Annotated in this window: 13 protein-coding genes; 11 read left to right on the plus strand and 2 right to left on the minus strand. The window is 72.1% G+C overall.

Annotation, left to right across the window (positions count from 1 at the left end):
* Positions 1-289: 289 nt before the first annotated feature.
* Positions 290-751, plus strand: a complete 462-nt coding sequence (locus tag D7231_RS06645; RefSeq protein ID WP_120753951.1) for a hypothetical protein — start codon at positions 290-292, stop codon at positions 749-751.
* Here D7231_RS06645 and D7231_RS38295 read toward each other — a convergent pair.
* Positions 678-1724 (minus strand): phosphatase PAP2 family protein, encoded by a 1047-nt coding sequence (locus tag D7231_RS38295; protein ID WP_120753952.1) that lies wholly within the window; start codon positions 1722-1724, stop codon positions 678-680. The two genes, D7231_RS06645 and D7231_RS38295, sit on opposite strands and share 74 nt — an antisense overlap.
* Positions 1725-1825: 101 nt before the next feature.
* On the minus strand, positions 1826-3175 hold the full coding sequence (gabT, locus tag D7231_RS06655) for a 4-aminobutyrate--2-oxoglutarate transaminase (protein WP_120753953.1): 1350 nt from the start codon (positions 3173-3175) through the stop codon (positions 1826-1828).
* 282 nt (positions 3176-3457) lie between these two features.
* Between gabT and D7231_RS06660 the strand changes: the two genes are divergently transcribed.
* From D7231_RS06660 to D7231_RS06705, 10 genes are all read left to right on the plus strand, one after another.
* Positions 3458-5710, plus strand: a complete 2253-nt coding sequence (locus D7231_RS06660; protein ID WP_120753954.1) for an ATP-binding protein — start codon at positions 3458-3460, stop codon at positions 5708-5710.
* Between the two features lie 100 nt (positions 5711-5810).
* Positions 5811-7466: a PucR family transcriptional regulator gene (locus tag D7231_RS06665; protein ID WP_120753955.1), complete on the plus strand. Its 1656-nt coding sequence runs from the start codon at positions 5811-5813 to the stop codon at positions 7464-7466.
* 351 nt (positions 7467-7817) lie between these two features.
* Complete coding sequence (locus D7231_RS06670; RefSeq protein ID WP_120753956.1) at positions 7818-9263, plus strand: aldehyde dehydrogenase family protein; 1446 nt, start codon at positions 7818-7820, stop codon at positions 9261-9263.
* A 206-nt stretch (positions 9264-9469) separates the two neighbouring features.
* Entirely contained in the window at positions 9470-10429 is a 960-nt protein-coding gene (locus tag D7231_RS06675) for an NADP-dependent oxidoreductase (RefSeq protein WP_199739314.1), read from the plus strand.
* 487 nt (positions 10430-10916) lie between these two features.
* The gene (locus D7231_RS06680; protein WP_228774431.1) at positions 10917-12179 is read left to right on the plus strand and encodes a sensor histidine kinase; all 1263 of its coding nucleotides are present in this window, start codon (positions 10917-10919) and stop codon (positions 12177-12179) included.
* On the plus strand, positions 12145-12870 hold the full coding sequence (locus D7231_RS06685; protein ID WP_120753957.1) for a response regulator: 726 nt from the start codon (positions 12145-12147) through the stop codon (positions 12868-12870). The genes D7231_RS06680 and D7231_RS06685 overlap by 35 nt, the downstream gene beginning before the upstream one ends.
* Before the next feature lie 270 nt (positions 12871-13140).
* Positions 13141-15075, plus strand: a complete 1935-nt coding sequence (locus D7231_RS06690; RefSeq protein ID WP_120753958.1) for an acyl-CoA dehydrogenase family protein — start codon at positions 13141-13143, stop codon at positions 15073-15075.
* A 271-nt stretch (positions 15076-15346) separates the two neighbouring features.
* On the plus strand, positions 15347-16624 hold the full coding sequence (dxr, locus tag D7231_RS06695) for a 1-deoxy-D-xylulose-5-phosphate reductoisomerase (RefSeq protein WP_120754033.1): 1278 nt from the start codon (positions 15347-15349) through the stop codon (positions 16622-16624).
* Positions 16621-17922, plus strand: coding sequence for a M50 family metallopeptidase (locus D7231_RS06700; RefSeq protein WP_120753959.1), 1302 nt, complete (start codon positions 16621-16623; stop codon positions 17920-17922). The genes dxr and D7231_RS06700 overlap by 4 nt, the downstream gene beginning before the upstream one ends.
* Before the next feature lie 186 nt (positions 17923-18108).
* On the plus strand, positions 18109-18806 hold a 698-nt coding region (locus tag D7231_RS06705), incomplete at its 3' end, for a flavodoxin-dependent (E)-4-hydroxy-3-methylbut-2-enyl-diphosphate synthase (RefSeq protein WP_158673724.1).

Below are 18806 nucleotides of genomic sequence, written 5' to 3' on the forward strand. Positions count from 1 at the left end.
CAGGGAGCTGCCTCGTGCGCCGGCCGGCGTGTCGGCCTCATGCGCAGGGGGCACAGGCCGCCCCATGCGGCGGGGGCTGCGGGCCTCATGCGTCCCCCCCCGCACGTTGAACTCATGCCCGTCCCGCATGGTGCCCCATGCGCGGCGTGCGGGCGCACCGGGGCACGCCGTCCTGCGGACAGTGAACCCTTCACCTCCACCCGGCCCGGAAACCCGCGTAATGATCCGCACTCCGGGGCCTCTCCATCCGTGAACGCAGAACGAGCGGACACGGAACGGAGGCACTGCCATGAGTGACGACACGGGGAGGCCGAGCGCGGTGGAGTGGCTGGCGACGGCGGCACCCGATCCCGGGACCTGCCGGTGGGAATGGGAGCGCACCCCCCTCGGGGTGACGCTGCTGCCCGCCGGCAGGCTCTGGGACGTCCTCATCCTCTCCAGTGAACTGGGGCGCCCCACGCTGGAGATCCTGTCCCGTTGCACGGAGCAGGTAGGCCCCGTCCTGGCGGACTTCGGCGACTGCCGCATGGGCTTCTTCGTGCCCCCGGGCACCGCTGCCGGATGGTTTGCCACGGGGGTACGCGCTGCCGGGATCGGTAGCTGGGTCGTCGTGCCCCACCCGTCGCGTGCCGCCTCAGGCGTCCGTTGGGTGGTCCCGCCCGACGGTACGGGCACGCTCACCGACCCCGTGCTGCTGGAGTTGTCGATGCACGAGGCGGCCGTGACCCTCGCCCGTGAACGGGACGCATGAGGGCCTGTGCCAGCCCCCACAGCAGTACGCCGGACAGGCACCAGGCGCCCACCACGTCCAGCGGCCAGTGGTAGCCGCACCGCACCAGGCCGACCGCCACGCCCGCGTTCAGGAGGACATAGGTGACTGCGGCCCACGCGCGCGTGCGCGCGTAGCGGCTGCGTGGCTTCAGGCGGGAGAGGCGGGCATGAGGCGGGTTGCTGCCGACAGCAGAACCGGCATGAGGCGCGGTCCGCGAACACGCGGCATGGGGTGGTGGAGAGACACCCGCATGAGGCCGCGCCCGTGTCGTGGAGGCGAGAGGCGGCATGAGCAGCAGGAGAGCAGCCCCGTACGCGACCGCGGCGGTGGCCGTATGGCCTGAAGGGAAGAAGCCGTCGTGCGCCCCGGACGTTGCCATGGCCGGTGGCCCCGTGCGGCCGATCCAGGCCTTCACCGGCACGATCACGGCCGGGACGGCCGCCATCGTGAGGGCCGCCCACACCGCCGGCAGCCACGGCCTGGGACGCCGCCGGTGGCGTACGAGCACGGAAACGGCCATGGCGGCGATCAGCACGGGCACCGCGACCGACGCGTTGCCGAGGTCGGCGAGGAACTGCGCGGCACCCCCGGGGACGGACGAAACCGCGACCGTACGGCCGAGATCCTCGTCGAGCGTCCGCAAGGGCCCGTGGTCCGCAACCTGCCAGGTGATCAGAACGAAGAGCAGTGCGCACAGCGCAGGGAAGAACCCGCGCATGAGGCGGCGGCGCAATGCCGGCGGCCCCGGAACAGGGGGGGAGGTTCCGAGGCCGCCGTGAGGACCGGGGTGCCGCACGCCCCGGGGGGTATGGGGCGGGCGGCCATCCGATCGGTGAGGATGTCCGGAGCGCAGGGCTCCAGTGGTGTGCGCGAAGGCACGGCCGGGTCGGCACTGGGGACGTACCGGCTCGGCTCCGCCCGCAGTCCCCTGCGGACGAGGTGTTTCTCTCATCTGCAGAAACCGTACGGCAGGCCGGGTGGTCCGGACAGCCGGATCACCCGTCCACTACCCGCTCCGCACAGGTTCTTCACCCCTGTCCCCCCCTGCCGTGGCTACAGGCGGGCGAAGGCGGCCTCGATGATGTCCAGGCCCTCGTTGAGCAGGTCCTCGCCGATGACCAGCGGCGGCAGGAAGCGCAGCACGTTGCCGTACGTGCCGCAGGTGAGCACGATCAGGCCCTCCGCGTGGCAGGCCTTGGCGAGAGCGCCGGCGGCCTCCGGGTTGGGGTCCTTGGTGCCCGACTTCACCAGCTCGATCGCGATCATCGCACCGCGCCCGCGGATGTCGCCGATGATGTCGAACTTCTCCTGCATGGCGGAGAGGCGGCCCTTCATGACCTCCTCGATGCGCTTGGCCTTCGCGTTGAGGTCCAGCTCACGCATGGTCTCGATCGAGCCGAGCGCCGCCGCGCAGGCCACCGGGTTGCCGCCGTACGTGCCGCCCAGACCGCCCGCGTGCGCCGCGTCCATGATCTCCGCGCGGCCGGTCACGGCGGCGAGCGGCAGACCGCCCGCGATGCCCTTGGCCGTGGTGATCAGGTCGGGGACGATGCCCTCGTCCTCACACGCGAACCACTGCCCCGTGCGGCAGAAGCCGGACTGGATCTCGTCCGCGACGAAGACGATGCCGTTGTCCTTCGCGAACTGCGCGATGCGCGGCAGGAAGCCCTTGGCGGGCTCGATGAAGCCGCCCTCGCCCAGCACCGGCTCGATGATGATCGCGGCGATGTTCTCGGCGCCGACCTGCTTGGCCATGGCGTCGATGGCCTGGGCCGCGGCCTCCTCGGCACAGTTCTCCGGGCCGGTGGGCCAGCGGTAGCCGTAGGCCACCGGCACGCGGTAGACCTCGGGGGCGAACGGGCCGAAGCCGTGCTTGTACGGCATGTTCTTGGCGGTGAGCGCCATCGTCAGGTTCGTGCGGCCGTGGTAGCCGTGGTCGAAGACGACGACGGCCTGGCGCTTGGTGTACGCGCGGGCGATCTTCACCGCGTTCTCGACGGCCTCGGCGCCCGAGTTGAACAGCGCGGACTTCTTGGCGTGGTCACCCGGCGTCAGCTCGGCGAGCTGCTCGCAGACCTCCACGTAGCCCTCGTAGGGCGTCACCATGAAGCAGGTGTGGGTGAAGTCGGCGAGCTGCGCGGTCGCACGGCGCACCACGGCCTCGGCGGAGCTGCCGACCGAGGTCACGGCGATGCCGGAGCCGAAGTCGATCAGGGAGTTGCCGTCCACGTCCTCGAGCACGCCGCCGCCGGCGCGCTTGGTGAAGACCGGCAGTGTCACGCCGACGCCGCCCGCGACGGCCGCGTTCTTCCGGGCCAGCAGCTCCTGCGACTTCGGGCCGGGGATCGCGGTGACGATTCGGCGCTCCTGGGGGAGGGCCGGGCCTCCGGTCAGTTCAGTCATGAGGTGCTCCAGGGGGAGAGAACGGGCTTCGGACAGGCTTTTAGTCGCAGGCTAGGGGCGGCGGCGGGGGTCGGGCATGCTCCGTTCGGGAGAAGTGGGCGCGCCGCGTTGTCCGCACCGGACATGGCGGGGCGCACCGGGCCCGCCCGCACGTTCCCCGGGTGATCACGAGGATGGCATGGCACGGGGCGCTGAACTCGCCACGGCGGGCCACTAGATTGAGCTGCGGCGCGCACTCACACGACAAGCATGAAGCCGGCCGGCGGGGGGCGAGGGGCAGCGATGGAGCACGAGGGCACGTACGACGCACCGGGCGCACGAGGCGGCCCGCCTGGGGCGGCGGAGGCGTCTGCCCGGGCGGCCGGAGCCCCGCCCCGGCCGCAGCAGTACACGGGCGTGCCGGCGGCGCCGCCCATGCCTCATGCCGCACCCCCCATGCCGCACGGGGCACCTCCCCCCATGCCCGTAGAGGCCCCGCCCCGGCCCCGTGCCGTGCCCCAGCAGCCCGGGAGGGCGCCTGAGGCGGCCTCGCACGACCGGTCCGCGTTCCTCACCTGGCTCCGTGCGTCGCGCGTCTCCGCCGGGCCCGGCATCTGGGCGTACGGCTACCGTCCCAAGCCGCCCGAGGAGCCGGACCGCATCCCAGGGCGGCAGCTCTTCAGCGGGGCGGTCATCGCCCTTCTGTGCGGCTGGCTGCTGGGTTCGCTGCTCTGGAACGGCTACCTCGGCACGTACTGGCTCTGGCCCCTGACCGTCCTGACCCCCAACTCCTGGCACCAGGGCATGGCAGCGGTGTGGACCGTCTACATCTACTACGCCATCTGCCTCGGCGCGCTCATCTACGTCTTCGGCCGCCTGGGGCGCTGGCCCCAGGTCTGGCGGCGGTACGCCGCCCCGCTGCTCGCGCGCCTGTGGGACGACGGAGGCGTCATCCCTGCTGCTGTGGGCGGGCCCCGCCAGGACCCCGCCGACTGGCCGCAGCTCCGCGCCGCCGGCGCGCATGAGGCCGCCGACCGGCTCGCCGCGGAGGCCCGCGCGGGGCTGATGAGCGATGTCGACCACTCCCGCATCGAGCGTGCCTGGCAGTCCGTACGCGTACAGCCCGGACGGCTCGCCGCCTTCACCGAAACCGTTCTGCGGCACGGGGCGGCCGCCTGTGCGCACCCTTCCGGTGCGCGAGACCTCCCCGTACGCGCCGCCCGCCACGACCTCGTCACCCGGCAGGTGCGCATCGGCGCCGCCCTGGACGACGAACGCAATCCCTACGTACATCGCGGCGCCGGATATGCCCTAGACCCCGGCCTGCTCGGCACTTCCCTGCTCGCCGTCGGCCCGCCCGGCAGCGGCAAGACCGACCGTCTGGTCCGCCCCGTGCTGGAGTCGCAGTGCCTGCAAGCCCTCGCCGGCCGGGCGGCCGTCGTTGCGGTCGGCGCGGCAGGGGCGGGGCTGGCGCCCGACGAGGCGTTCGACGTCGTGGTGCGGATCGGCCGGCAGGACTCCGCGTACGACCTCGACCTGTACGGCGGCACCGACGACCCCGACGAGGCGGCTGCCGTCCTCGCCGAAGGGCTCGTGGGCGACCTCACCGCCACGCTGCCGGGTGAGGGCGGGCGCCGGGCCGCAACGGCCCTGGCCCAGATCCTCGGCCCCTACCGCGCTGCCCACGGCCGTTTCCCGTCCGTCCCCGAACTGCGGGAGCTCCTGGATGGCTCGCCCTCCGCGGTAGGCGCCCTGCGCGCGGCCCTCGTGGACGCGGGGCATGAGGCCCTCGTCCGGGAGATCGACGCGCGGGAACGGCAGGCTCACCGCCCCGGCGACGCCGGCCCCATGCTCGCCGACCGCCTCGCGCTCCTCGACCGCCCCGCCTTCGCCCGCTTCTTCGACACGACCGACCCCTCCCGCACCTTCTCCCTGCGCGCCTTGGAGCACCCCCTGCGCGTCCGGATCGATCTGCCCGAGCGCGGACACGCCGAGGCGTCGCGGATGCTGGCCCGGCTCGTCCTCGCCCAGTTCACGGAGTGCGCGGTCGCCCGGGGCGACCGCTCCCTCTTCGCCTGCCTCGTGCTCGACGACGCCACCCACGCCGTCACCACCGAGGCGGTACGGGGGCTGGCGCGGCTCCGTTCCGCGAACGCCGGGGCACTGCTCACCCTCCGCACGCTCGACGACGTACCCGAGTCCCTGCGCAGTGCGCTGCTGGGCGCCGTCGGCTGCCGCATGGCCTTCTCCGGGGTCACCACGTGGGACGGGGCGCGCTTCGCGGAGGTGTGGGGCAAGGAGTGGGTGGAGACCCGTGACGTCACCGACCGCCAGGTCATCGCCCACGAGCCGCTGACCCGGGTCACCCATGTGGTGCGCAGGCTGGTCACGGGGCGCGCGGTCACCGCCCAGTCCGTGACGGTCCGCAAGGTGGAGCGCGAGCGCTGGTCCGCTTCCGAACTGGCGCACGGCGTGCCTGCGGGGCACGCCGTGCTGTCCGTGACCTCCGTACGGGGCAGCAGTGCGCCTCCCGTGCTGATCGATCTGCAGCGGTGAAGCGACTTGTGTTCCCCGCGATTGCTCCACTGAGGCAGAATCGGTCGCAGTAGTTCATACGCGGCGGCACTGTTGTCGCGACGCCCCCTCCGAAGGTGCCATGCCCCCCACGCTCGCTTCGCTTGTCCACCACTCCGCGCTGAAACTCACCGTGCTCGCGGGGGAGGACCGGCTGGACAGGCCGGTCCGCTGGGCGCACGTCAGCGAGCTGGCCGATCCGGTGCCGTGGATGGACGGCGGCGAACTGCTCCTGATCACCGCATTGAAGATCGATGCGGAGGATCCGGAGGCCATGCAGCAGTACGTGCGCCGCCTCGTGCGCGCCGGCGTCGTGGGCCTGGGCTTCGCGGTCGGCGTCAACTACGAGACGGTGCCCCAGGCCCTGGTCGACGCCGCCGCTGCGGAGGGCCTGCCCCTGCTGGAGGTACCTCGTCGCACGCCCTTCATCGCCATCACCAAGGCCGTGTCCGCGGCCATCGCCGCCGACCAGTACCGGGCGGTGACCGCCGGGTTCGAGGCCCAGCGCGAACTGACCCGGGCCGCCCTCGGGCCGGACGGCCCGGCCGCCCTCGTCGCCAGGCTGGCCGCGCACCTCGACGGCTGGGCGGCGCTGTACGACGCCTCAGGTGGCGTCGTCGCGGCTGCGCCCGAGTGGGCCGCGCGCCGTGCCGCGCGCCTCGGAGCGGACGTCGAGCGGCTGAGGGAGCGCCCCGCGCCCGCGACCGCCGTCCTGGGCACTGACCCTGCCGAGGAAGGAGCCGACCGCGTCGAACTTCAGTCACTCGGCTCCGGGCGGCGCGCACGCGGAGTGCTGGCCGTCGGGACGGGCGCGCCCCTGGGAACCGCCGAACGTTACGCCGTGCATTCCGCCATCGCTCTGCTCACTCTCACCACCGAGCGCTCCCGGGCTTTGCAGGAGGCGGAGCAGCGGCTGGGCGCGGCGCTGCTGCGCATGCTCCTGGCCGGCGAACCTGATCACGCGCGGGCCGTGGCCGGCGACCTGTACGGCGGCCTGCTGGACGCGCCGTTCCGGGTGATCGTCGCCGAGGCGGCGGAAGCGTCCGCCGACGTCGACGCTGCGGCGCCCGAGGAGGAGGCCGAGGCCTCTGTGGACCCGCTCGCGGTGCTCGCGGACACCCTGGAGACCGCGGCGGGCCGGGTGGCGGAGCCCCTGCTGGTCGTTCCGGACGGTGGACGGCTCGTCGTCCTCGCACCCGACGGCGGAGCGGTGGCGGCCGCATGCGGCGAGCACGCCCGCGCCATAGAGACCCGGCGCGGGACGAAGACCCGCCCGCGGGACCGCAGCACCGCGGCACCCGCCTGCGATCTCGTCATCGGCCTCTCCGCCCCCGCGGGACCCATTGCTTCGGCGGCGGCGTTCCGCCAGGCGGAGCAGGCGCTGTCCGTCGCGCGCCGCCGCGGCAGGGTCCTCGTCGAACATGAGGAGGTCGCCGCCGGCTCCGTCCTGCCGCTCCTCGCTGACGACGCCGTACGTGCCTTTGCGGACGGCATGCTGCGGGCCCTGCACGAGCACGACGCCACAGGCCGCGGCGACCTCGTCGCCTCCCTGCGGGCGTGGCTCTCCCGCCATGGCCAGTGGGACGCGGCCGCGGCGGACCTCGGCGTGCACCGCCACACCCTCCGCTACCGCATGCGCAGGGTGGAGGAGATCCTGGGCCGTTCGCTCGACGACCCGGACGTCCGCATGGAGCTGTGGCTGGCTTTGAAGGCGACCACGGCCTCAGGCCAGGAGTGACTAGGGCCTCAGGCCAGGGTTGACTATGACCTCAGGTCGGGAGTGGCGTCGGCCTCAGGCCGAGTAGCCAGGGCCTCATGCCAGGGTGCGGCGGCGTCGGCCTCAGGCGGTGACCGGGACCGCCCCATGCCCTGGCCCCATGCCCCCTGGTTCGAAAGCGACGGCAGGCAGCCGTAGACCCGGCAAGGGCGGCTCCGGCGCAGGAGCGGGGAAGACCCTGACGCGCCCCGCCACCCCGCCATTGCGGTGCCCCCTCCCGTAGTACTGCTCCACCACGGACAATCGGCGCCCGGCCGCCCCGCACCTACGGTGGGGGAGCAATATCCACACCACCTGGGAAGGGCCGGGATTGTGACTGCTCCCCACGCGTTCTGGCTGGCCGGCCGCGAGGCCACCGGCGAGGAGACCTTCGATGTCACGAACTCCTGGGACGGCCGTCTCGTCGGCACCGTGAGCGTGCCCACCGAGGCGCAGGTCGAGGAGGCCGTTGCCGCCGCGCACGCCGTACGAGAGGAGTTCGCGGCGACGCCCGCCCACGTGCGGACCGCTGCCCTCGACCACGTCGCGAAGCGGCTCACCGAGCGCACTGAGGAGATCGCCCAGCTCATCTCCGCCGAGAACGGCAAGCCCATCAAGTGGGCCCGCGGCGAGGTCGGCCGCGCCGTCTCCGTCTTCCGCTGGGCCGCCGAGGAGGCGCGCCGCTTCAACGCGGGCGACGCGCAGCGCCTGGACACCGACGCGGGCGGCACCGGCCGCCTGGCGCTGACGCGCCGTTTCCCGCGCGGCACTGTGCTGGGTATCGCGCCGTTCAACTTCCCGCTGAACCTGAGCGCCCACAAGGTCGCCCCGGCCATCGCCGTCGGCGCGCCGATCATCCTCAAGCCTGCCCCGGCTACCCCGATCTCCTCCCTCGTGCTGGGCGAGATCCTGGCCGAGACGGACCTGCCGGCGGGTTCCTGGAGCGTGCTGCCGGTCCCGAACGACCGCATGCCCGCCCTCGTCCAGGACGAGCGGCTGCCGGTCATCTCCTTCACCGGTTCCGGCCCGGTGGGCTGGTCGATCCTCGACTCGGCCCCGCGCAAGCACGTCACCCTCGAGCTCGGTGGCAACGGTGCGGCGGTCGTCCTCGCCGACTGGTCCTCGGAGGAGGACCTCGACTGGGCCGCGCAGCGCATCGCGACGTTCTCCAACTACCAGGGCGGCCAGTCCTGCATCTCGGTGCAGCGGGTCATCGCGGACGCCTCGCTGTACGAGCGTCTCGTGCCCAAGGTCGTCGCCGCCGTGGAGGCCCAGGTCACCGGTGACCCGTCGGACGCTGCCACGGACGTCGGCCCGCTGGTCAGCGAGGACGCGGCCAAGCGGGTGGAGTCCTGGGTGAACGAGGCTGTGGAGAACGGCGCCACTCTCCTCGCGGGCGGCACGCGCGACGGTGCCACCTACGCCCCGACCGTGCTCACGGACGTGCCGGCGGACGTGACCATCGCCTGCGAAGAGGTCTTCGGCCCGGTCCTGACGATCACCAAGGCTGAGGGCGAGGAGGCCGCCTTCGCCGCGGTCAACGACTCTCCGTACGGCCTGCAGGCCGGCGTCTTCACGCACGACCTGCAGACGGCGTTCCGGGCGCACCGCGCGCTGGAGACCGGCGGCGTCATCATCGGCGACGTCCCGTCGTACCGCGCCGACCAGATGCCCTACGGCGGCGCCAAGCAGTCCGGCGTGGGGCGCGAGGGCGTGCGCTACGCGATGGACGACTACACCTACGAGCGGGTGCTCGTGCTGACGGGCCTGGCGCTCTAGCAGGATCCCGCCTCAGGCGGCAGAGCCTCACCGGACGGCCGGGGCGCGCATGGAGCGCGCCCCGGCCGTCGGCGTTCCCGCCTGGGGCCCCACACTCCTGGCCCGATCTTTGCGAACCATGGCAGTCAGGCCACTCGTTGCCGTCCGTGATCTCCGTGAGTCTTGGGGACAACGAACCGAACGGCATGAGTCCAAGGAGCGCCACCATGACCGCCACCCCCGCCCGCATGCACGCCATCCGTCAGGAGACCGCCGGCGGCCCCGAGGTGCTGCAACTGGTCGAGACCGACCGCCCCGTTCCGGGCCCCACCGAGATCCTGGTGCGGGTACGGGCCGCAGGCGTCAACCCGGTCGACTGGAAGACCCGGGCACGTGGCCACTACCACACAGGCGACATCCCGCCCTTCGGCCTCGGCTTCGACGTCTCGGGTGTGGTTGAAGCGGTCGGCGACGGCGTGACCCTGTACGCCCCGGGCGACGAGGTCTACGGGATGCCGCGCTTCCCGCACCCGGCGGGCGCGTACGCCGAGTACGTCGCCGCACCCACCCGGCACTTCGCCCCCAAGCCCCAGGGCCTCGACCACGTACAGGCCGCAGCCCTGCCCCTCGCGGCCCTCACCGCATGGCAGGCCGTCGTCGACACCGCCCGGGTCACGGAGGGCCAGCGTGTCCTCATCCACGCGGCAGCGGGCGGCGTCGGCCATCTGGCCGTGCAGATCGCCAAGGCCCGGGGCGCGTACGTCATCGGCACGGCCAGCGCCGGCAAGCACGACTTCCTGCGCGGCCTCGGCGCCGACGAACTCATCGACTACCGCGACCAGGACTTCGCCGAGGAACTGGAGGACCTCGACGTCGTCGTGGAGTCCATCAGCGGTGACTACCCGGCCCGCTCCCTGCGCACCCTGCGCCCCGGCGGCACCCTCGTCTCGCTGCTCCCCCTGGAGGAGCCGGTCCTGGCCGAGGCCCGCGAACGCGGCATCCGCGCCGTGCGCATGTTGGTCGAGCCCGACATCGCGGGCCTCCAGGGCATCAGCGAGCTCGTCGAGTCCGGACGGCTCCGCACGGAGATCGCCGCAGTCCTGCCCCTCGCCGAAGCGGCCAAGGCGCACGAACTGGGGGAGACGGGACGCACTACCGGAAAGATCGTGCTGACCGTCGGCGACTGACCGCCTCATGCGCGCCGATGCTCTTGCCCCGTGCGGCGAGCATCGTGGCCTCATGCCCGCGGCCGCATGCGCCCCGCATGGCGCGCCGGACGCCTCGGCGACGACCTCCATGCCGGCTCCGGGCCGCCGCCTCATGCCGGACTGTCGCCCGCCTCACGCCGCGGCACGGGGCGCCTCCGTGCCGCCGCCTCATGCGGTGCGCAGCCGTCCCGTATCCGCACAGTGCGCCCCGCAGCCCCGTCCCGGAGCACGGAGCGCACTGCGTTCCCCCGTGGTTCCCCCGTCCCGCCGGCCCGTCCCCCGTGACCGCTGCCGGGCCGACCTCACCGACGGTACGGAGCGCCTGCGCGCCGGTCGTCCCGTAACGGGTGGAATTCCGCCCTCAACCCGCGCAGCAGCCGCCCGGCGGTCTCCAACCAGCGCGGTAGGCGGGACAGCCTCCGCCTGACCGATGCCGAGTCGCCTCTACGCTGGCTACGCTGCGGCGATGCGGACCGTTCGGGCGCTGCGAGGGCACGTTGAGGGCCGGCCGAGGGCGCTTCTGGACGTGCCGCTGGCGGTGGGCTTCACCGTCGTGGCGCTGCTGCTCGCCCGCGAACGCCCACCGGAAGGCTGGTACTGGGACCGGCCCGATGCCCTCGGCTACACGCTGATCTGCCTCATCAACCTCCTCCTCGCCGCCCGCCGCAGTGCCCCTGTGGCGGTCTTCACCGGTGCCGCCGCCCTATGGCTCTGGTACATCGCCGCGGGGTTCTGGCCGGTCGTCAACAGTGCGGCGCTGATGCTGGCCCTCTACACGGTCGCGTCCATGCGCCGTACGGCCCATGCCGCGGCCTGCGGAGCGGCCTTCTCCGCCGTGTGGGTGGCGGGGGCTGTGCTCGCCGGCAGCAACGCCCCCACGACGGCCGTCGCCCAGGCCCTCGTCGTGCCGTTCATCCTGTGGAAGTTCGGCAACAACGCCCGCAAGCTGGGCGCCCGCAACCGCACCCTGTCCGAGCTGACCGACCAGCTGCGGCGCGAGCGCGAGGAGAACGCTCGCCGGGCCGTCGCCGAGGAACGCGTCCGCATCGCCCGCGAACTGCACGACGTGGTCGCGCACCACATGTCAGTGATCTCCGTCCAGGCAGGGCTCGCCCACTACGTCTTCACCGCCGATCCCGGCACCGCCCATGGGGCGCTCGGCAGCATCTCGGCCGCCAGTGGCGAAGCACTGGAGGAACTCCGCCGGCTCCTGGCCGTGCTGCGCGTCGGCCCGGAGGGCGTCGGGGAGAGCACTGGAGAGGACGGCCCCTACCAGCCGACGCCCGGCCTGGACCGCCTCGAAGACATGGCCGAGCGCGTACGGGCGGCAGGCGTGGAAGTGGAGCTGCGCATCGAGGGGGAGCAGCGCCCGCTCGCCCAGGGACCGGACCTGTGCGCGTACCGCGTCGTCCAGGAGGCGCTCACGAACGTCATCAAACACGCCCGCCCCGCGCGGGCCACGGTCCACGTCGCATTCCTGCCGCACCAGCTGTCCGTCCGGGTCACCGACGACGGACGGGGAAACGTTCCGGCCATCCCCGTGCAGTCGGGCGGACACGGGTTGATCGGTATGCGGGAGCGCGCCAGGATCTACGGGGGAACCCTGGCGGCAGGACCGCGGGACGAGGGCGGGTTCGAAGTCCGGCTCACCCTTCCCCTGCAACCGGCGGTGCGCGGGAGAGGGACGGCGGGGGATGACGGGGAAGGCCGGCGGAACGACGGCGCATGAGGCGGGCGGCCCGGAGGACATACGCGTCCTCGTCGTGGACGATCAGATCCTCATCCGCGCAGGCGTGGCCGCGCTGCTGCGCGCTGCGCCCGGCATGGAGGTCGTCGCCGAGGCGTCCGGCGGCGAGGAGGCCGTGGCGCTCGCCGCCGAGCACCGGCCCGACGTGATCCTCATGGACATCCGGATGCCCGACCTCAGCGGCATCACCGCCACGGAACGGATCCTGCACGACGCGCCGTCTCCCGCACCCCGGGTCCTGGTGCTGACCACCTTCGACCTCGACGAGTACGTGTACGCGGCGCTGCGGGCCGGCGCCGCCGGCTTCCTGCTCAAGGACGCGGGCCCGCAGCGGCTCCTGGCTGCCGTCGCGGCGGTCGCCGGGGGCGACACGCTCTTCGCCCCCAGCGTCACCCGCCGCCTCGTCGAGGCCTTCACCCGGCGGACGGAAGCGGGCGTCTCCGCCTCGCCCGGAACCGCCCTCGATGCGCTCACCGGCCGCGAGCTCGAGGTGCTGCGGCTCACCGCACGAGGCCTGTCCAACGCGGAGATCGCCGCCGAACTCGTGATCAGCGAGGCGACCGTCAAGACCCACCTCAACCGCGCCATGGCCAAGCTCGGCCTGTGCAGCCGCGCCCAGGCGGTCGTCGTCGCCTACGAGAACGGCCTCGTCGTCCCCGGCACGGGACACTGAGCAGCCCCAGGCCTACGCGCCCAGGACCCAGTCTCCAGGCTGCCCCAGGGCCTCACAGGCCCCCTACCCCTCCGCCGCTGTCCCCGCGGCCTCATGCTCCCGCGGCCCGGCGTGCCGAGCGTCGGCCCCATGCCCGCCCCATGCCCCGACCGCCCCGACCGGATCGTTGCGCGAGGTCTGGTAGATGCCGGGAGGATCGGGTACATACGGTCCAGTAGTACCGGTCGGTAGCCGACCGGGACGGCCCCGACTGAAGCGGCGAGGTGCCTCATGACCGCACCATCCGTACGACAGGTCTCCGAGCGCGAAGCACGCCAGGTCGCCGAAGCGGCCCGGGAGCAGGACTGGAAGAAGCCCAGTTTCGCCAAGGAACTCTTCCTCGGCCGGTTCCGCCTCGATCTGATCCACCCGCACCCGACGCCTGCCCTGGAGGACGTACGGCGCGGCGAGGAGTTTCTCGCGAAGCTCCGCGACTTCTGCGAGACCCGCATCGACCCCGCCCGCATCGAGCGGGAGGCGAGGATTCCGGACGAGACGGTGAACGGGCTCAAGGAGCTCGGCGCGCTCGGCATGAAGATTGACACCAAGTACGGGGGCCTGGGGCTCACCTCGGTCTACTACAACAAGGCCCTCGCCGTCGTCGGCTCCGTCAGCCCCGCCGTCGGCGCGCTGCTCTCCGCCCATCAGTCCATCGGCGTTCCCCAGCCGCTCAAGCTCTTCGGCACCCAGCAGCAGAAGGAGACCTTCCTGCCGCGCTGTGCCCGCACCGACATCTCGGCGTTCCTGCTCACCGAGCCCGACGTCGGCTCCGACCCTGCGCGCCTCGCTACCTCCGCGGTCCCCGACGGCGACGACTACGTCCTCGACGGGGTCAAGCTCTGGACGACCAACGGCGTCGTCGCCGACCTGCTGGTCGTCATGGCGCGGGTGCCCAGGAGCGAGGGCCACAAGGGCGGCATCACGGCCTTCGTGGTGGAGGCCACGGCCGAGGGCGTCACCGTCGAGAACCGCAACGCCTTCATGGGCCTGCGCGGCCTTGAGAACGGCGTCACGCGCTTCCACCAGGTGCGCGTCCCCGCCGCCAACCGCATCGGCCCCGAGGGCTCCGGACTGAAGATCGCCCTGACGACGCTCAACACCGGCCGGCTGTCCATCCCCGCCATGTGTGTCGCCGGCGGCAAGTGGGCGCTGAAGATCGCCCGCGAGTGGTCCACGGCACGCGAGCAGTGGGGCAAGCCCATTGCCCGGCACGAGGCGGTCGGCTCGAAGATCGCCTTCATCGCGGCGACGACCTTCGCCCTGGAGGCCGTCCTCGACCTGTCGGGCCAGATGGCCGACGAGGACCGCAACGACATCCGCATCGAGGCCGCACTTGCCAAGCTGTACTCCAGCGAGATGGCCTGGCTGATGACCGACGAGCTCGTGCAGATCCGCGGCGGACGGGGCTACGAGAGCGCCGCCTCGCTCGCCGCACGGGGCGAGCGCGCGGTACCCGCCGAGCAGATGCTGCGCGACGCCCGCATCAACCGCATCTTCGAGGGCTCCACGGAGATCATGCACCTGCTGATCGCCCGTGAGGCCGTGGACGCCCACCTCTCCGTCGCGGGCGACCTCATCGACCCCGAGAAGTCTCTGGGCGACAAGGCTCGCGCAGGCGCCCGCGCAGGCGGCTTCTACGCCCGCTGGCTGCCGAAGCTGGTCACCGGGCCCGGGCAGCTCCCGCGCACGTACGCGGAGTTCCATCCCGCGGGGCACCGCGACCTCGCCACCCATCTGCGCTACGTGGAGCGCTCGTCGCGCAAACTCGCGCGCTCCACCTTCTACGCCATGTCGCGCTGGCAGGGCCGCATGGAGACCAAGCAGGGCTTCCTGGGCCGCATCGTCGACATCGGGGCCGAGCTCTTCGCGATGAGCGCGGCGTGCGTCCGCGCGGAGCGGCTGCGCGCCGAGGGGGAGCACGGGGCGGAAGCGTACGAGCTCGCCGACGCCTTCTGCCGGCAGGCCAGGATCCGCACTGAGGAGCTCTTCGGGCGGCTGTGGACCAACACTGACGAACTCGACCGCAAGGTCGTCTCCGGCGTGATGTCCGGGGCGTACGAGTGGCTCGAGGCCGGCATCCTCGACCCCAGCGGCGACGGCCCCTGGATCGCGGACGCCACCCCGGGCCCCGCCAAGACGGACAACGTCCACCGCCCCATCCGCTGACCCCTGCCGCCTCATGCGGGCGCTTTCGCGCCCCATGGGGCGGTGCTCCGCCTCATGCAGGCCCGCACCGCCCTCATACCCGTCATATGGAGTGAGGGCCGTAACGCCTCATGCGGAGGCTGCCCCGCCCCGTGCAAGCAGCCGTACCGCCTCATGCAAGTGCTGCGCCGCCCCATGCAGGCGCGCCCCGCCCCATGCGGATGTCACCCCACGGAGGGCGGACGGGGGCTCCCTGTCCGTCTTCCGTGCGGAAGAGGCAACAATGGAGCCCATGACGGACTCCCTCGCTGACCCGCATCTGCGCTATTCCGCCCCCACCGCCGCGGGCGGACAGCGCGAGATCGTGATCCTCGGTTCGACCGGCTCGATCGGTACCCAGGCCATCGACCTCGTGCTCCGCAACCCCGACCGGTTCCGGGTGACCGGCCTGTCGGCCGCCGGCGGCCGCGTGGGGCTCCTCGCCGAGCAGGCGCGGCAGCTGAAGGTGCGCACCGTCGCCGTCGCCCGTACCGACACCGTGCCCGCCCTGCGTGAGGCGCTGGCCGCGCAGTACGGGGCGGAGCCGCAGCCCGAGATCCTCGCGGGCCCCGAGGCGGCCGCCGAGCTGGCGCGCAGCGAGTGCCACACCGTCCTGAACGGCATCACCGGTTCGATCGGCCTGGCGCCGACCCTGGCGGCCCTGGAAGCCGGCCGCACGCTCGCGCTGGCCAACAAGGAGTCGCTCATCGTCGGCGGCCCCCTGGTCAAGGCTCTCGCCAAACCCGGACAGATCATCCCCGTGGACTCCGAGCACGCCGCGCTCTTCCAGGCGCTGCTGGGCGGCACGCGCGCCGAGGTCCGCAAGCTGGTCGTCACGGCCTCAGGCGGGCCCTTCAGGGGCCGTACGAAGGCCGAGCTGGCCTCCGTGACCCCTCAGGACGCGCTCGCTCACCCCACCTGGTCCATGGGGCCGGTGATCACGATCAATTCCGCCACTCTCGTCAACAAGGGCCTTGAGGTCATCGAGGCCCACCTGCTGTACGACATCCCCTTCGAACGCATCGAGGTCGTCGTCCACCCGCAGTCCTACGTCCACTCGATGGTGGAGTTCGTCGACGGCTCCACGCTGGCCCAGGCGACCCCGCCCGACATGCGCGGCCCCATCGCCATCGGCCTCGGCTGGCCGGAGCGGATCCCGGACGCGGCGCCGGCCTTCGACTGGTCCACGGCCTCCACCTGGGAGTTCTTCCCCCTCGACGACGAGGCCTTCCCGTCCGTCGGGCTCGCCCGGCACGTCGGCGGACTGGGCGGCACGGCGCCCGCCGTCTTCAACGCCGCCAACGAGGAGTGCGTCGACGCCTTCCTCGCCGGCGGGCTGCCGTTCAACGGGATTGTCGATACGGTCGCGGAGGTGGTGGCGGAACACGGCACGCCCACCACGGGAACCCGTCTCACCGTCGCGGACGTCTTGGAAGCGGAGGCCTGGGCACGCGCCCGGGCCCGCGAACTGGCAGCGCGGACGGCCCCGGCGTCCCGTACCGCGAAGGCGACCTCGGAGGCCCGCGCATGACGACACTGATGACGGTCCTCGGGATAGTCGTCTTCGTGGTGGGCCTGCTCATCTCGATCGCCTGGCACGAGCTCGGCCACCTGTCGACCGCGAAGCTCTTCGGCATCCGCGTGCCGCAGTACATGGTCGGCTTCGGGCCGACGATCTTCTCGCGGAAGAAGGGCGAGACCGAGTACGGCATCAAGGCCGTCCCGCTCGGCGGCTACATCCGCATGATCGGCATGTTCCCGCCCGGCGCGGACGGGCGGATCTCCGCCCGCTCCACCTCGCCGTGGCGCGGCATGATCGAGGACGCCCGTTCGGCCGCCTTCGAGGAGCTCCAGCCCGGCGACGAGAGCCGGCTGTTCTACACGCGCAAGCCGTGGAAGCGCGTCATCGTGATGTTCGCCGGCCCGTTCATGAACCTCATCCTGGCCGTCGCGGTCTTCCTCGGCGTGATGATGTCCTTCGGGATCAGCACGCAGACGACGACCGTCTCGACCGTCTCCGAGTGCGTCGTCGCCGCCAGCGCCCCGACCGACAAGTGCGGCAAGGGCAACCCGGACTCCCCGGCCAAGGCGGCCGGCCTCAAGCCGCGCGACAAGATCGTGGCCTTCAACGGCCACCGTACGAGCGACTGGGCCACCCTCCAGAAGGAGATCCGCAGGACCACCGGCCCGGCCACCGTCACCGTCGAGCGCGACGGCGTCCGCAAGACCCTGAGCGCGAACCTGATCTCCAACCAGGTCCAGAAGTACGACAGCAAGGGCGCGCCCATCAAGGGGCAGTACGTGACGGCCGGGTTCCTCGGCTTCGCGCCCGCCACGGGCGTGGTGCCGCAGAGCTTCGGCCAGTCCGTCGACCGTATGGGCGACATGGTGCAGTCCGGCGTCGAGTCGCTGATCGCCCTCCCCAGCAAGATCCCCGACCTGTGGAACGCCGCCTTCGACGGCGGTGAGCGCAAGGCCGACTCCCCGATGGGCGTCGTCGGGGCGGCGCGGGTCGGCGGCGAGGTGTTCAACCTCGACATCCCGCCGTCGCAGCAGATCGCAACGATGCTGTTCCTGGTCGCGGGCTTCAACCTCTCGTTGTTCCTGTTCAACATGCTGCCCCTGCTGCCGCTGGACGGCGGGCACATCGCCGGGGCGCTGTGGGAGTCCGTGCGGCGCGCCTTCGCCAAGGTGTTCCGCCGCCCCGACCCGGGGCCGTTCGACGTCGCGAAGCTGATGCCGGTCGCCTACGTGGTGGCGGGAATCTTCATCTGCTTCACTCTTCTCGTCCTCATCGCGGACGTGGTGAACCCGGTGCGGCTCACCTAGCACGACACGTCCGCGATAGTGAGGACAAACGCCCGTTTGTGGCGACCGGCCGGATTTTGTGGCCGGTCGCCCGCGTTTGAGGGGCCTCCACGGTGGGATGTGCTTCCAACGGACCGGGTGCCGTAATCTCGAAGCGGAGCCCGCCGATCTCGGGACCTTGATTCACACCTTGGGGTTGCTCGCCACATGACTGCGATTTCGCTTGGAATGCCTTCCGTTCCGATCAAGCTCGCCGACCGCAGGGTCAGCCGCAAGATCCAGGTCGGCTCCGTGGCCGTGGGCGGCGACGCGCCCGTCTCGGTGCAGTCGATGACCACGACCAGGACGTCGGACATCGGCGCGACGCTCCAGCAGATCGCCGAGCTGACCGCATCCGGCTGCCAGATCGTGCGTGTGGCCTGTCCCACGCAGGACGACGCGGACGCGCTGCCGGTGATCGCGAAGAAGTCGCAGATCCCGGTGATCGCGGACATCCACTTCCAGCCGAAGTACGTCTTCGCCGCCATCGACGCCGGCTGCGCCGCCGTCCGGGTCAACCCGGGCAACATCAAGCAGTTCGACGACAAGGTGAAGGAGATCGCGAAGGCGGCCTCCGACGCGGGCACGCCGATCCGGATCGGGGTGAACGCGGGGTCGCTGGACCGGCGGCTTTTGCAGAAGTACGGCAAGGCGACGCCTGAGGCGCTGGTGGAGTCGGCGTTGTGGGAGGCGTCGCTCTTCGAGGAGCACGGTTTCCGGGACATCAAGATCTCGGTGAAGCACAACGACCCGGTGGTGATGGTCAATGCGTACCGTCAGCTGGCGGCGCAGTGCGACTACCCGCTGCACCTGGGTGTGACCGAGGCCGGCCCGGCGTTCCAGGGCACGATCAAGTCCGCGGTGGC

This window comes from Streptomyces klenkii, assembly GCF_003626645.1.
Classification (GTDB): domain Bacteria; phylum Actinomycetota; class Actinomycetes; order Streptomycetales; family Streptomycetaceae; genus Streptomyces; species Streptomyces klenkii.

Coding starts and splice junctions, on each gene's coding strand:
- D7231_RS06645 (WP_120753951.1), top strand. CDS start 290: ATGAGTGACGACACGGGGAGGCCGAGCGCGGTGGAGTGGCTGGCGACG.
- D7231_RS38295 (WP_120753952.1), bottom strand. CDS start 1,724: ATGAGAGAAACACCTCGTCCGCAGGGGACTGCGGGCGGAGCCGAGCCG.
- gabT (WP_120753953.1), bottom strand. CDS start 3,175: ATGACTGAACTGACCGGAGGCCCGGCCCTCCCCCAGGAGCGCCGAATC.
- D7231_RS06660 (WP_120753954.1), top strand. CDS start 3,458: ATGGAGCACGAGGGCACGTACGACGCACCGGGCGCACGAGGCGGCCCG.
- D7231_RS06665 (WP_120753955.1), top strand. CDS start 5,811: ATGCCCCCCACGCTCGCTTCGCTTGTCCACCACTCCGCGCTGAAACTC.
- D7231_RS06675 (WP_199739314.1), top strand. CDS start 9,470: ATGACCGCCACCCCCGCCCGCATGCACGCCATCCGTCAGGAGACCGCC.
- D7231_RS06680 (WP_228774431.1), top strand. CDS start 10,917: ATGCGGACCGTTCGGGCGCTGCGAGGGCACGTTGAGGGCCGGCCGAGG.
- D7231_RS06685 (WP_120753957.1), top strand. CDS start 12,145: ATGACGGGGAAGGCCGGCGGAACGACGGCGCATGAGGCGGGCGGCCCG.
- D7231_RS06690 (WP_120753958.1), top strand. CDS start 13,141: ATGACCGCACCATCCGTACGACAGGTCTCCGAGCGCGAAGCACGCCAG.
- dxr (WP_120754033.1), top strand. CDS start 15,347: ATGACGGACTCCCTCGCTGACCCGCATCTGCGCTATTCCGCCCCCACC.
- D7231_RS06700 (WP_120753959.1), top strand. CDS start 16,621: ATGACGACACTGATGACGGTCCTCGGGATAGTCGTCTTCGTGGTGGGC.